This is a genomic window from Arthrobacter sp. PsM3, from assembly GCF_030433895.1.
In the GTDB taxonomy this organism is placed as follows: Bacteria; Actinomycetota; Actinomycetes; order Actinomycetales; family Micrococcaceae; genus Arthrobacter.
Map to the genome: position 1 here is coordinate 31,457 of NZ_JARUXE010000019.1, position 13,852 is coordinate 45,308.

Annotated in this window: 13 protein-coding genes; 12 read left to right on the forward strand and 1 reads right to left on the reverse strand. The window is 66.7% G+C overall.

Going from position 1 to position 13,852, the window contains the following annotated elements; all coding sequences use genetic code 11:
• On the reverse strand, window positions 1–381 hold the full coding sequence (gene sdhC, locus QCD75_RS11690; RefSeq protein ID WP_082576094.1) for a succinate dehydrogenase, cytochrome b556 subunit: 381 nt from the start codon (window positions 379–381) through the stop codon (window positions 1–3).
• Between the two features lie 314 nt (window positions 382–695).
• On the opposite strand from sdhC, the gene QCD75_RS11695 reads away from it, so the two are divergent.
• The 12 genes from QCD75_RS11695 (at window position 696) to QCD75_RS11750 (ending at window position 13,837) form a co-directional block, all read left to right on the forward strand.
• On the forward strand, window positions 696–1,841 hold the full coding sequence (locus QCD75_RS11695) for a mannose-1-phosphate guanylyltransferase (RefSeq protein WP_301228759.1): 1,146 nt from the start codon (window positions 696–698) through the stop codon (window positions 1,839–1,841).
• 179 nt (window positions 1,842–2,020) lie between these two features.
• A complete protein-coding gene (locus QCD75_RS11700; RefSeq protein ID WP_301228761.1) occupies window positions 2,021–3,220 on the forward strand; it encodes an amidohydrolase in 1,200 nt (399 codons plus the stop codon).
• Between the two features lie 147 nt (window positions 3,221–3,367).
• Window positions 3,368–3,817 carry a MarR family winged helix-turn-helix transcriptional regulator gene (locus tag QCD75_RS11705; protein WP_301228763.1) on the forward strand — a complete coding sequence of 150 codons (450 nt, stop codon included), beginning with the start codon at window positions 3,368–3,370 and terminating at the stop codon, window positions 3,815–3,817.
• Window positions 3,818–3,848: 31 nt separating this feature from the next.
• Window positions 3,849–4,280 (forward strand): organic hydroperoxide resistance protein, encoded by a 432-nt coding sequence (locus tag QCD75_RS11710; RefSeq protein WP_301228765.1) that lies wholly within the window; start codon window positions 3,849–3,851, stop codon window positions 4,278–4,280.
• Window positions 4,277–5,308, forward strand: a complete 1,032-nt coding sequence (locus QCD75_RS11715; protein ID WP_301228767.1) for an NADP-dependent oxidoreductase — start codon at window positions 4,277–4,279, stop codon at window positions 5,306–5,308. The genes QCD75_RS11710 and QCD75_RS11715 overlap by 4 nt, the downstream gene beginning before the upstream one ends.
• 282 nt (window positions 5,309–5,590) lie before the next feature.
• Entirely contained in the window at window positions 5,591–6,700 is a 1,110-nt protein-coding gene (locus tag QCD75_RS11720) for a BMP family lipoprotein (protein WP_441005473.1), read from the forward strand.
• A gap of 167 nt (window positions 6,701–6,867) precedes the next feature.
• Window positions 6,868–8,571: an ABC transporter ATP-binding protein gene (locus QCD75_RS11725; RefSeq protein ID WP_301228769.1), complete on the forward strand. Its 1,704-nt coding sequence runs from the start codon at window positions 6,868–6,870 to the stop codon at window positions 8,569–8,571.
• On the forward strand, window positions 8,564–10,006 hold the full coding sequence (locus QCD75_RS11730) for an ABC transporter permease (protein WP_301228771.1): 1,443 nt from the start codon (window positions 8,564–8,566) through the stop codon (window positions 10,004–10,006). The genes QCD75_RS11725 and QCD75_RS11730 overlap by 8 nt, the downstream gene beginning before the upstream one ends.
• Window positions 10,003–11,343, forward strand: a complete 1,341-nt coding sequence (locus QCD75_RS11735; protein ID WP_301228773.1) for an ABC transporter permease — start codon at window positions 10,003–10,005, stop codon at window positions 11,341–11,343. Before QCD75_RS11730 ends, QCD75_RS11735 begins: the two co-directional genes overlap by 4 nt.
• Before the next feature lie 2 nt (window positions 11,344–11,345).
• Window positions 11,346–11,750, forward strand: a complete 405-nt coding sequence (locus tag QCD75_RS11740; protein WP_301228775.1) for a cytidine deaminase — start codon at window positions 11,346–11,348, stop codon at window positions 11,748–11,750.
• Window positions 11,747–13,069 (forward strand): thymidine phosphorylase, encoded by a 1,323-nt coding sequence (locus QCD75_RS11745; protein WP_301228777.1) that lies wholly within the window; start codon window positions 11,747–11,749, stop codon window positions 13,067–13,069. The genes QCD75_RS11740 and QCD75_RS11745 overlap by 4 nt, the downstream gene beginning before the upstream one ends.
• 132 nt (window positions 13,070–13,201) lie before the next feature.
• The gene (locus QCD75_RS11750; protein WP_301228779.1) at window positions 13,202–13,837 is read left to right on the forward strand and encodes a DedA family protein; all 636 of its coding nucleotides are present in this window, start codon (window positions 13,202–13,204) and stop codon (window positions 13,835–13,837) included.
• The last annotated feature ends 15 nt before the right edge of the window (window positions 13,838–13,852 follow it).

The following is a 13,852-nucleotide window of genomic DNA, read 5'->3' on the forward strand; positions in this document are numbered from 1 at the left end:
CTAGTGACCTCCAAGGGCGAGGGAAAGGTGGCGGATGGAGAAGCCCACCATGACGACTACCCAGAGAGCGAGCACCGTCCACAGCATTTGGCGCTGGTACTTCGCGCCCTTCTTCCAGAAGTCGACGGCGATGATCCGCAGGCCGTTAAAGGCGTGGAACACGATCGCTGCGACAAGGCCCGTTTCACCCAGGGCCATCAGGGGGTTCTTGTAGGCACCAATCACGGCGGTGTAGGCCTCGGGGGACACACGCACCAATGAGGTGTCCAGCACATGGACCAACAAGAAGAAAAAGATCACTACACCGGTAATGCGGTGTCCAACCCAGGACCACATGCCTTCACGGCCGCGGTACAAGGTGCCAGCTGGTTTTGTCGGCACTGAATAAACCTCCCTGCAACACAGCGGCGCTGGCATGGGATCCACGCGGGGGGAACGCCTGCTGCGAGAGCACTCGTAAGCTCAAGCCTAAATCTAGGCTTCGCCCACAGCTTATTCAATTCAGCCACCCGTTGGTGACGGCGCCCGGCACGGTTTTCGTCCAGTTTTGAGACGAACGCCACATTTCCTGGTCCGCCGGGAGCGCCCGCACTGCCTCCGGTCCGCATCCGGTCTGCGACGCCGGAAGGCCGTGATGTGTCGTGTCCGCCGCCGGAGCAGGGACTGTTTCGGTCCGTTCAGCTAAAGTAGCCGTGATGAATACAGACAAAGCGACAAGCCAGGACTCACTTCAAGGCTCGGCCCTGAGCCGATTTATTGCGGTGATTCCGGCAGGCGGTGTTGGGACCCGCCTCTGGCCCCTGTCGCGTGCTGCAGCCCCCAAGTTCCTCCACGACCTCACGGGCTCGGGCAGTACCCTGCTGAGGTCCACCTACGACCGGCTTGAGCCGCTCGCCGGAAAACACATGCTCGTGGTCACCGGGATGGCGCACCGGGACGCGGTCTGCCGCCAGCTCCCCGAGATCGACGACGCGGACCTGGTGCTCGAAAGCGAGCCCAAGGACTCCGGCGCCGCCATCGGCCTGGCCGCCGCGATCCTGCACGAACGCGATCCGGACACCATCATGGGCTCCTTCGCAGCGGACCAGGTCATCAGCCCGGACGCACTGTTCCACGCGGCCGTCCGGGAAGCCATCCACGCCGCCGCGGCCGGCAAGATCGTCACGATCGGCATCAAGCCCACCCACCCCTCCACCGGCTTCGGCTACATCCGGGCCGGGAAGAACCTCGGCGTTGACGGGGCCCCCAGCGCCCAGGCCGTCGTCGAGTTCGTGGAGAAGCCCAGCGAAGAGGTCGCCCAGGAGTATCTCGACAGTGGCGACTACGTCTGGAACGCCGGCATGTTCGTGGCCCCCGTCGCGCTGATGCTCAAGCACCTCGAAGCCAACCAGCCCGAGCTTTTCGCCGGCGTGCAGGAAATCGCCCGGGCCTGGGACACCCCGCAGCGCGACGAGGTCAAGGCCCGTGTCTGGCCCACTCTGCCCAAGATTGCGATTGACTACGCCGTGGCCGAACCGGCAGCGGCCGCCGGCGACGTCGCCGTCGTTCCCGGCACCTTCCGCTGGGACGACGTCGGGGACTTCGCCTCGGTGGGCCGGCTCAACAGCGCCAAGGAAGTCAAGGACGTCACCGTGATCGGCGAGGGCGCCCGCGTCTTCACCGAGGACGCGAGCGGCGTGGTGGTCTCCGATACCAAACGGGTGATCGCGCTGATCGGCATCAAGGACGTCGTCGTCGTCGATACCCCTGACGCCTTGCTGGTCATGCACAAGGAACACTCCCAGCGCGTGAAGCAGGCCGTCGATGCCCTCAAGGCCAGCGGCGACACGGACGTGCTGTAGTTTCCGGAGCCACCGTCCGGCGTCCGTTTCCGGAGTCAGTGTCCGGCGTGCTTTGCGCTGCGGAGCCGGGCGGGCTCTCGGCCCCTGCCCTGATCTCCGGCGGGGCCCGAAGTGTTTCCCGATCCGTAACGCGCCGTACGCGATGCCGCTATTTTTTGTGCGCTCGCTAGAGTTGTCCCGTGCGCAACTACTCCACTGAAACTGACCCCACCATATTGGTGGGGCCGTGGCTCGAGCCCCTGCTGCCGGAACTGATCGCCTTCCGCCGGGACCTGCACGCGCACCCGGAGCTGTCGTTCAAGGAGTTCCGCACCACGGACAAGCTCGCGAAGCGGCTCGAGGAAGCGGGCCTGAAGCCGCGGCGCCTCGAAGGCACTGGCCTCACGGTGGACATCGGGGACGGTCCGATCGCCACCGCCCTGCGCGGCGACATCGACGCCCTGCCCATCATCGAGGAAACAGGTCTTCCCTTCGCGTCGAAGAACCATGGCGTCACGCACGCCTGCGGCCACGACGTGCACACCGCCACCATGCTCGGCGCGGCCCTGGTCCTGCAGCGGATGCACGAGGAGTCGCCGCTGCGCGGCACCGTGCGGATCATCTTCCAGCCGGCCGAGGAAACCATGCCCGGCGGCGCCCAGAGCTGCATCGAGCAGGGCGTCCTCGAAGGTGTTCCGCGGATCTTCGCCCTGCACTGCGACCCCCGGATCGAAGTGGGCAAGATCGGCACCCGGATCGGCGCCATTACCTCCGCCTCGGACACGATCAAAATCGAACTGACCGGCCGCGGGGGCCACACCTCACGGCCGCACCTGACCGAAGAGCTCGTCTTCGCCCTGGCGCAGATCGCCATCAACGTTCCGGCCGTGCTCTCCCGCCGCGTCGATGTCCGCAGCGGCGTCTCCGTGGTCTGGGGCCACATCTCCGCAGGCTCCGCGCCCAACGCCATCCCGGCCAGCGGCTACATGGCGGGCACCATGCGCTGCCTGGACCGCGACGCCTGGCACAGTGCCGGGGTCATCCTCGACGAGGTCGTGCAGCAGATCGCCGCTCCGTACGGCGTCGATGTCCACCTGGAACATACGCGCGGCGTGCCCCCCGTGGTCAACTCTGAACACGAGACCGCCCTGATCGAAGCCGCGGCCCGCGCCGAGATCGGCGAAGGCGCAGTGGTGCTGACGCCGCAGTCCATGGGCGGCGAGGACTTCGCGTGGTTCCTCGCGGACCTCCCCGGCGCCATGATGCGCCTGGGCACCAAGACGCCCGGCGGCGAGGAGTATGACCTGCACCGCGGGGACTACATCCTGGACGAACGCGCCCTGGGCCTGGGCATCAAGGTCCTCACCGCCGCAGCCCTGCGCACCCTCCGCGACCTCTAGGTCCCTGCCGCCAACCGGTCCCGCTCCCGCCGAGGTGAGAGTACGCGCCCATCGTCGGGCGATTCATGGGCGCGAACTGTGACCTCGGGGGAGGCGTCGGAACATGAATGAGTTGTGCACAATTCAATTGTGGATTATCGTATAGTGATGACCGATTCTTCCCGCCTCAACGCACCCCGCCTGGACCGGCAGTTGTGCTTCGCGATGTACTCGGCCTCCCGGGCTGCCACCGCGGCGTACCGGCCGATACTCGACGAGCTCGGTCTGACCTACCCGCAGTACCTCGTCATGCTGGTGCTCTGGGAAGAGGAACCGCGCAGCGTCCGCGAGCTGGGGGAGGAGTTGGGCCTCGACTCCGGCACGCTATCCCCGTTGCTCAAGCGGCTTGAGTCCCTGGGCCTCGTGGAACGGCGGCGCTCTGCCGAGGACGAACGGCGGGTTGAGGTCTTCCTGACCGAGTCCGGCACCGCGCTCAGCGCCCGGACCACCGGCATCCCGCAACGGCTCGCCGACGCGGCCGGGCTCTCGCCCGCGGAGCTTGACCAGCTCCGCGTGACCCTGGGCCGGCTGACCGCCGCCCTGCGCGGCTCGCACTGACTTCCACTGAAACTCAACAGATTGGATCCCCATGAAGACCCTTTACACAGCGGAGGCACTGGCCTCGGGCGAAGGCCGCGACGGCACCGCCGTGACCAAGGACGGCAAGCTCAGCGTGACCCTGGCCAGCCCCGTGGAACTCGGCGGCAACGGCGAAGGCACCAACCCCGAGCAGCTTTTCGCTGCGGGCTACGCGGCCTGCTTCCACTCCGCCCTGCGGCTCGTCGGCCGCCAGGCCAAAGCGGACCTGACGGATTCCGCCGTGGCCGCAAGGATCCACCTCGGCGCCCTCGCCGACGGACCCGGCTTCGGCATCGCCGCGGAACTTGAGATTGCCTTGCCCGCCGTGGACCGGGAAACGGCCGAGGCCCTCGTGGCCAAGGCACACGAAGTCTGCCCCTACTCCAATGCCACCCGTGGCAACATCACTGTCGACATCACGATCCTGGAGGTCGCCGCATGAGCACCATCACCGAAACCGCAACCCTTCCCGCCACCACCCGCGAGATCCAGCTGGCATCCCGCCCGCACGGACGCCCCGTGCCGGAGAACTTCCGCCTTGCCGAGACGGCCCTGCCGGAACTCGAGGACGGCCAGGTCCTGCTCCGCAACCTCTTCATCTCGGTGGACCCCTACATGCGCGGCCGGATGAACGACGTCAAGTCCTACTCGGCGCCGTTTTCCCTGGACACCGCGCTCGACGGCGGCGCCGTCGGCGAGGTCATCGCCTCCCGGTCCGCTGACCGCAAGGTGGGCGACACGGTGGTCCATTCCCTGGGCTGGCGCGAATATGCCGTGCTCGACGCCGGTGCGACCACCCCCGCCCGCACCGACCTGGCCCCCGCCTCGGCATTCCTCGGTGCGCTGGGTATGACCGGCCTGACGGCCTACGCAGGCCTTCTCAAGGTCGCCGGCTTCAAGCCCGGCGAGGTCGTCTTCGTCTCCGGCGCAGCAGGGGCTGTCGGCTCCCTGGTGGGCCAGATCGCCAAGGCCATGGGCGCGTCCCGCGTCATTGGCAGCGCGGGGTCCGCGGAGAAAGTGGCGCGGCTGCTGGAGCTGGGCTTCGACGCGGCGTTCAACTACCACGACGGCCCGGTAGCCGAGCAGCTCGCCGCTGCCGCAGGCGAACGCGGGATCGATGTGTACTTCGACAACGTCGGCGGCGAACACCTTGAAGCGGCGCTGTCGGCGCTCACCGTCGGTGGCCGGGTGGCCATGTGCGGCGCCATCTCGCAGTACAACTCAACCGAGCCCACACCGGCGCCGCGGAACCTCATGCAGGCCATCGGCAAGCAGCTGACCCTCAAAGGCTTCATCGTCGGCAGTTACTGGCAGCACATGCCCGAGTTCGTGGAGGCCATGTCCGGCTGGCTCGCCGACGGCACTGTCCGGTACGACGAGACCATCGTCGACGGACTGGAAAACGCCCCGCAGGCCTTCATGGATCTGCTGGACGGCGCCAACACCGGCAAGATGCTGGTCCGCGTCTAAGGCGCCTCTGCCAAACTGGCTGACAGCTGAAAGCCCCGCCCCGGTGAATCCGGGGCGGGGTTTGCCGTTTCTACCGCTTGGTAACAAGTTCTCATCAATCTGTGGAATTGCTGTGAACTGTGCTACTTCGACGTGTCGCAGGACACTAATGTTGCTTCCATCAGTGCGCCTCGGCGCAGTGCTGCGAAATCCATCAGTGAAAACAGCGTTTCAGCGGCAACCCCGCCAACAGACACTCATTGAGCTCCGTCGTGGCGCCTACTCTTTCTTCCTGGAGGAAAATTGAAGAATTCTCTGCGTGCAACCTTCAAGCGCGGTTCCATGGCCGGAGTCGCCACCGCGGGTGCGGCTGCCCTTCTGCTGACCGGCTGCGGGGCCGCCCCGACCGCCAGCAGCAGTGCCACACCGTCGGCCAGCAACTACACTGGCTGCATCGTTTCCGACTCCGGTGGATTCGATGACCAGTCCTTCAACCAGTCCTCATATGAGGGTCTGAAGAAGGCTGAGAAGGATCTGGGCATCAAGGTCAACCAGGCAGAATCCAAGACCAACAACGACTTCGAGCCCAATCTGCGCGCGATGGTCACTGCAGGCTGCAACCTGACCGTCACGGTCGGCTTCCTGCTCGGTGACGCCACTAAGGCCCAGGCCACGGCGAACCCGGACAAGCACTTCGCCATCATCGACTTCGGCTACGAGACCCCGATCAGCAACGTCAAACCCATCATCTACGACACGGCCCAGGCTGCGTTCCTGGCGGGCTACCTCGCGGCCGGTACCACCAAGACCGGAACGGTCGCCACCTTCGGCGGCATCAAGATCCCCACCGTCACCATCTTCATGGACGGCTACGCCGACGGCGTCAAGTACTACAACGAGAAGAACGGCAAGAACGTCAAGGTGCTGGGCTGGGACAAGGCCAAGCAGGACGGTTCCTTCACCGGCGACTTCGAAAAGCAGGACAAGGGCAAGCAGTTCACCCAGAACTTCCTGGACCAGGGCGCGGACATCGTGATGCCCGTCGCCGGTCCGGTCGGCAAGGGTGCGGGGGCGGCCCTGAAGGAAGCCAAGGCAGCAGGCAAGGACGTCAAGCTCATCTGGGTTGACTCCGACGGCTTCCTCACGGCTCCGGATTACAAGGACATCATGCTCTCCTCCGTCATGAAGCTGATGGGCGAGGCCGTCGAGACTGTCGTCAAGCAGGACAAGGACGGCCAGTTCACCAACACGCCGTACGTCGGCACCCTCGCGAACGACGGCGTGCAGCTGGCTCCCTTCCACGACCTGGATTCCGCGGTGCCGGCCGAAGTGAAGACGCAGCTGGAGCAGATCAAGAAGGACATCGCCGACGGCAAGCTGAAGGTTGAATCCGCAGCCAGCCCGAAGGTCTAACTGCCTCAGACAAGCGCCACGGCCCGTCCGGTCATCCACCGCACGGGCTGTGGCGCTTTGCGTTGAGCGGACCGACTCCGCTTCAGGTTGCAGGCATTAGGCTGATCCTGCAGCCCCATCATCCGTCCGGGCAAGGCCAGCCGGACACCTCGAGATTGGTCAGAGTTTTGAAACTTGAACTCAAGGGGATCACCAAACGCTTCGGCTCCCTGGTAGCCAACGATCACATCGATGTGGTTGTTGAGCCCGGGCAGATTCACTGTCTGCTCGGCGAAAATGGCGCGGGTAAGTCCACGCTGATGAACGTCCTGTACGGGCTGTACGAGCCCACCGAGGGCCAGATCCTCGTCGACGACAAACCCGTCACCTTCCGCGGCCCGGGCGACGCCATGGCCGCGGGCATCGGCATGGTGCACCAGCACTTCATGCTGATCCCCGTCTTTACGGTTGCCGAGAATGTCGCCCTGGGGGCGGAAACCACCAAAGCCGGAGGATTCCTCAACCTGGATGACACCCGCCGGAAGATCCAGGAGATCTCCGACCGGTACGGCTTCGACGTCGACCCCGACGCGCTGATCGAGGACCTGCCGGTGGGGGTGCAGCAGCGGGTGGAAATCATCAAGGCCCTCGTCCGCGACGCCAAGGTGCTCATCCTCGACGAGCCCACGGCGGTGCTCACCCCGCAGGACACCGATGAGCTGCTGGATATCATGCGCCAGCTCAAGAGCCATGGCACCTCGATCGTCTTCATTTCGCACAAGCTCCGCGAGGTCAAGGCAGTTTCCGACACCATCACCGTGATCCGGCGGGGCAAGGTGGTCGGCACTGCCGATCCCGGCGCCTCGACGACGGAACTGGCCTCCATGATGGTGGGCCGCGCCGTGAACCTGACCCTGGACAAGGCCCCGGCCACGCCCCAGGAAACCACCTTCGAAGTCAAGGGCCTCACCGTGATCGCGCCCAGCGGCCAGCACGTTGTGGACGGCATCAGCTTCGACATCGCCCGCGGCGAGATCCTCGCCATCGCCGGCGTCCAGGGCAACGGCCAGACGGAACTGACCGAGGCCATTCTGGGCCTCCAGGACCGCGTCCACGGATCCATCCTGCTCGACGGCGAGGAACTCCTGGGCCGCAGCGTCAAGGAAGTCCTCAACGCCGGCGTCGGCTTCGTGCCGGAAGACCGCTCCGTCGACGGGCTGATCGGTACCTTCTCGATCGCCGAAAACCTGATCCTGGACCGCTATGACCAGGCCCCGTTCGCCAAGGGCATCAGCATGAGCCCGGCCAAGGTCCTGGAGAACGCCAAGACCAGGATCGATGAGTTCGACGTACGCACCCCGTCAGGTTCGCTGGCGGCCGGCACCCTCTCCGGCGGCAACCAGCAGAAATTAGTGATGGCCCGGGAGCTCTCCCGGCCGCTGCGGCTCTTCATCGCGTCCCAGCCCACCCGCGGCGTGGACGTCGGATCCATCGAGTTCCTGCACAAGCGCATTGTCGCAGAGCGCGACCACGGCACCCCGGTGATGATCGTCTCCACCGAACTGGACGAGGTGATTGACCTCGCCGACCGGATCGCCGTCCTCTATAAGGGCAAACTCGTCGGCATCGTCCCGGCCGGCACCGGGCGCGGCGTCCTCGGCCTGATGATGGCCGGACTGTCCCCGGAGGACGCCCACGGCGACGCCGCCGGCAGCCACCCGGCACCGCCCACGGCGGGCACCACCGCGGGAAGCCCCGCGGAAACACCCGCAGGAAGCCCCGCCGAACCGCAGTCGGGAAGCCCCGCCGCACCCCAAGCAACGAAGCAAGCGCCCGCCGCCCAGCCCGTGCAGGAGTCCCGCTCCGGCGCCGTAGGAGACGACCATGAGTGAGAACAACGAGCCGCGAGGCACGGCCGAACCGGACCCGGACCGGATTCCGGCAGCGCAGTCCCCGAAATCGCTGGCCACGGACGCGGACAGGGTACCGGACGTGGACGCGGAAATTGAAACGCCCGACGCGGAGGACACCGCCTTTGTCACCGCGCTGGACACCGCGGGCGGAGCGATGCAGCCGTCGGCGGTTCCGGTCTCGGCCCAGAGCGGAACCCTCCCCGGCGCCGAGGAGCCGGACTCGGTGCTGCGCAAGATCTTCACCGGCAACGGCGTGGTGACCATCCTGGCCGTCCTCCTCGCCCTGATCCTGGGCGGACTGCTCATTGCCAGCACGGACAAGGTGGTCGCGGCCACGTCAACTTACTTCTTCGCCCGGCCGGCCGATTTCCTGTCCGCCGTCTGGTCGGCCGCCACCGGCTCCTACGTCGCGCTCTTCCAGGGCTCGGTCTTCAACCCGCGGGGGAGCGGCGTGGGCGGACAATTCGCCCCGTTGATGGAGACCCTCACCATCGCCACCCCGCTGATCACCGCCGGCCTCGGCGTCGCCCTGGCCTTCCGCGCGGGCCTGTTCAACATCGGTGCCCAGGGCCAGATCATCATGGCCGGCATCCTGGCCTCGTGGGTGGGCTTCGCCCTGCACCTGCCGGTGGGTCTCCACCTGCTGCTGGTCCTGCTCGCAGGCGTCATCGGCGGCGCCGTCTGGGGCGGCCTGGTGGGCGTGCTCAAAGCCAGGACCGGGGCCCATGAGGTCATCCTGACCATCATGTTCAACTACATCGCCCTCTACTTCGTCCGGTACCTCCTCGATTCGGAGGCGTTCCAGCGGCCGGGCGAGACCACCCCGATCTCCCCGATCCTGGACCCGACGGCCGTGTACCCGCAGATCTTCGGCAGCCAGTACCGGCTGCACATCGGCTTCCTGCTGGCCATCGCCGCGACAGTGTTCGTCTCGTGGCTGCTGAACCGCTCGACCATCGGCTTTGAGTTCCGCGCCGTCGGGGCCAACCCCAAAGCGGCCCTGACCGCCGGCATCAACGTACCCCGCGCCACCATCCTGGTGATGGCCATCGCCGGCGGCCTGGCCGGTCTGGCCGGCGTCGCGCAGGTGGCAGGGACCGAAAAGGTCCTCACCGACGGTGTCGCGGCGACCTACGGTTTTGACGCCATCACCGTCGCGCTGCTGGGACGTTCGACGCCGTGGGGCACCTTCGCCGCCGGTGTGCTGTTCGGCGCCTTCCGCGCCGGCGCGGTCCAGATGCAGATCCAGACCGGGACTCCGATCGACATCGTCCTGGTGGTCCAGTCGCTGATCGTGCTGTTCATCGCGGCGCCGCCCCTGGTCCGGGCGATCTTCGGACTCAACCCGCGCAAGAAGAAGGCCGCAACCGGCGGCAAGTCCCAGAAGGCAGCAACCACCGGAGGTGCAGCATGAGCACAACAGCAGCAACCTCTCCCGTTCCGGGAAAACCCCTCAAGCCACAGCAGGGGCCAACGCACCCTGACAGGAACCACAAACCGGCGGTGTCCGCCAAGCCCGTCACCTGGAAGCTGCCGGTGACGCTGCTGGTGCTGGCCGTCGTCGCGTTCATCGTCTTTGGCCTGCTGGGCCCCCATGGGACTGCCAAGTTCGGCATTTCCTCCGGCGGGGACTTCTTCCAGCTGCCCGCGATCGAAGTGCCCGCCTACCTCGCCGGCATAGTGCTTTCCGTGATCATGCTGGGCCTCGCCGGCTACGCCATGTTCCTCAAGACGAAAAACGTCCGTCCGCCCCGCTGGCTGCCGGTCATCTTTACGGTCCTCTTTGTGGTGTCCTTCCTGATCTGGGTCGTCGGCGGCGCCAGGACCCCCAGCATCTCGCTGGCCGGCCTCATCGCCGGCTCCGTGACCCTGGCTGTGCCGATTGTTTTTGGCTCCTTGTCCGGTGTCCTGTGCGAACGCGCCGGCGTCGTGAACATCGCCATCGAAGGCCAGCTCCTGGGCGGTGCCTTCACGGCAGCGATCGTGGCCAGCCTGACGGACAACCCGTACCTCGGCCTGCTCGCGGCGGCCGTCGCAGGCGCCCTCGTGTCCATGGTCCTGGCGGTGTTCAGCATCAAGTACGTGGTCAACCAGATCATCGTCGGTGTGGTGCTCAACGTCCTGATCTCGGGCCTCACGGGGTTCCTGTTTAGCACCGTGATGCAGGCCAATAAGGAAATGTTCAACTCGCCGGGCCGGCTTCCCATCATCGAAATCCCGGTCCTGTCCAGCATCCCTGTCCTCGGCCCCATCCTCTTCAAGCAGTCCGTGGTGGGCTACCTGATGTACGTGGCCGTGATTGTGGTGTGGATCGGGCTGTTCAAGACGAAGTGGGGCCTGCGCGTCCGCGCCGTGGGCGAGCACCCGCAGGCCGCTGACACGCTCGGCATCAAGGTCAACGCGACCCGGTTCTGGAACGTCACCCTGGGCGGCGCCGTCGCCGGGATCGGCGGATCGTTCTTCACGCTGGTGGCGATCGACAGCTTCACCAAGGAGATCTCCGGCGGCCGCGGCTTCATCGCCCTCGCCGCGATGATCCTGGGGCGCTGGAATCCGATCGGGGCGTTCTTCGCCGCGCTGCTGTTCGGCTTCGCCGACAACCTGCAAAGCATTGTGACAATCATCGGCACCCCGGTGCCGAGCCAGTTCATGGCCATGCTGCCCTACCTCGTGACCGTGTTTGCCGTCGCCGGACTCGTCGGCCGGTCCCGGCCACCGGCCGCGGACGGCATACCGTACGTGAAGGGTTGACCATGGGAAGCACCACCGTCGACTGGGTAGCCCTCGAAGCCGCCGCGGCCGCCGCCATGAAGAATGCCTATGCGCCGTATTCGAAGTTCGCGGTGGGGGCTGCTGCCCTCACCGCGGACGGCCGGATCGTGAGCGGCTGCAATGTCGAAAACGCCAGCTACGGGTTGACCCTGTGCGCCGAGTGCGCGCTGGTGGGCAACCTGCACATGACCGGAGGCGGCCTGCTCCGCGCCTTCTACTGTGTCGATGCCGGTGGCAACGTCCTCATGCCCTGCGGCCGCTGCCGGCAGCTGCTCTACGAATTCCGGGCTCCCGACATGGAGCTCATGACCACCCAGGGGATCAAGACCATGGACCAGGTCCTTCCCGATGCCTTTGGCCCCCAACACCTGGAGGAACCCCGGTGACACCAACCCCGAACAAGACCGAAGCGTTCGACGCCGTCGACATCATCCGTATCAAGCGGGACAAGGGAGTGCTCAGCCCCGCCCAGATCGACTGGACGATCGACGCGTACACCCGCGGAGCGATCGCCGACGAGCAGATGGCCGCCCTGAACATGGCGATCCTGCTCAACGGCATGGACCGGGCCGAGATCTCGCGCTGGACGGCAGCCATGATCGCGTCCGGTGAACGGATGGACTTCTCCAGCCTGCGCCGCCCCGACGGCAGTGTTAAGCCCACCTCCGACAAGCACTCCACCGGCGGCGTCGGGGACAAGATCACGCTGCCGCTGGCACCGCTGGTGGCGGTCTTCGGCGTAGCTGTTCCGCAGCTCTCCGGCCGCGGCCTCGGCCACACCGGAGGCACCCTGGACAAGCTCGAATCGATCCCGGGCTGGCGCGCGGCGCTGAGCAACGAGGAAATGCTGGCGCAGCTCCAGGATGTCGGCGCGGTCATCTGCGCCGCCGGCGCCGGACTCGCCCCGGCCGACAAGAAGCTCTACGCCCTCCGGGACGTCACGGGAACGGTCGAGGCCATCCCGCTGATCGCGTCCTCGATCATGAGCAAGAAGATCGCCGAAGGCACCGGTTCGCTGGTGCTGGACGTCAAGGTCGGCAGCGGCGCCTTCATGAAGGACGAGGCACGCGCCCGCGAACTCGCCGAGACCATGGTGGCCCTGGGCAAAGACGCCGGGGTCAACACCGTGGCCCTGCTGACCAACATGAACATGCCGCTGGGACTCACCGCAGGCAACGCGATCGAGGTCGAGGAATCGGTGGAGGTGCTGGCCGGCGGGGGTCCGGAAGACGTCGTCGAACTCACCGTCCGGCTCGCCGAGGAGATGCTGGCCTGCGCCGGCGTCCACGACGCCGATCCCCGGGCCGCGCTCCGGGACGGCCGCGCCATGGACGTCTGGAACCGCATGATCGAAGCGCAGGGCGGGGACCCGCGCGCCAAGCTTCCCGTCGCCAGGGAATCCGAGGTCATCTACGCGCCGGCCGACGGCGTGCTGGTGGAACTCGACGCGATGGCCGTCGGCGTCGCCGCCTGGCGGCTCGGCGCCGGACGCGCCCGCAAGGAAGACCAGGTCCAGGCCGGCGCCGGGGTGCGGATGCACGCCAAGCCGGGCGCCCTGGTCCGGGCCGGCGAGCCGCTCATGACCCTCCTGACGGATACCCCGGAGAGGTTCGAGCGGGCCAAGGCAGCGCTGGAGCACGCCGTGGTGATTGCCCCGGAAGGCTCCCGCCCCGCGCAGCAGCTCATCATCGACCGGATCGCCTGATTCCCCCGTTGCCCTATCACTTTTGGTGCCCAACCGTCCGGTTTGACCGCCACAAGTGATAGGGCAAGCTGCGGCGCGGGCCCCGCAGTACACTGGCACGACAGCCGTCCACCCGTTGTTTGTTAGGAAACCGTGCAGGCAATCAACGACTTCATCCTGGCCGCCGCAGGGCAACCCTGGGTGCTCCTCCTCGTGTTCGTGTGCTGCGTGATTGACGGTTTCTTCCCGCCCATTCCGAGCGAATCCGTGGTGGTCGGACTCGCCGCAGTAGCCGCCACCGCCGACATCCCCAACCCGGCCCTGCTGGCAGCGACGGCCGCGGCGGGCGCCTTCCTTGGCGACAACATCGCGTACCTCCTCGGCCGGGGCGCCGGCACGCAGCGCTGGGCCTGGATGCGTGGCCCGCGCATGCAGCGGGCCTTCCGCTGGGCCGGGACCGAGCTGCGCAAACGCCCGGCCTCCCTGATCCTCGTGGCACGCTTCGTCCCGATCGGCCGGGTGGCGGTCAACCTCACGGCCGGCGCCACAAATTTCCAGCGGTCACGCTTCGTCGGGCTGACCGTGCTTTCCGCAGTGCTGTGGGCCGGCTATTCCGTCGCGATCGGCCTCTTCTTCGGCCAGTGGTTCGAAGAGAACCACCTGCTCGGCGTCATCGTCGCCGTCATCTGCGCGATCGGCCTGGGCCTCCTGGTGGACCGCGTCATCGGCAGGCTGCGCCGGCCGCTGCCGGAAGCGGCCGAACAGCCCGCCCCGCCGGCGGAGCCCTAAAACAACGAGGCCCCG

Coding starts and splice junctions, on each gene's coding strand:
- QCD75_RS11695 (WP_301228759.1), top strand. CDS start 696: ATGAATACAGACAAAGCGACAAGCCAGGACTCACTTCAAGGCTCGGCC.
- QCD75_RS11705 (WP_301228763.1), top strand. CDS start 3,368: ATGACCGATTCTTCCCGCCTCAACGCACCCCGCCTGGACCGGCAGTTG.
- QCD75_RS11710 (WP_301228765.1), top strand. CDS start 3,849: ATGAAGACCCTTTACACAGCGGAGGCACTGGCCTCGGGCGAAGGCCGC.
- QCD75_RS11715 (WP_301228767.1), top strand. CDS start 4,277: ATGAGCACCATCACCGAAACCGCAACCCTTCCCGCCACCACCCGCGAG.
- QCD75_RS11730 (WP_301228771.1), top strand. CDS start 8,564: ATGAGTGAGAACAACGAGCCGCGAGGCACGGCCGAACCGGACCCGGAC.
- QCD75_RS11735 (WP_301228773.1), top strand. CDS start 10,003: ATGAGCACAACAGCAGCAACCTCTCCCGTTCCGGGAAAACCCCTCAAG.
- QCD75_RS11740 (WP_301228775.1), top strand. CDS start 11,346: ATGGGAAGCACCACCGTCGACTGGGTAGCCCTCGAAGCCGCCGCGGCC.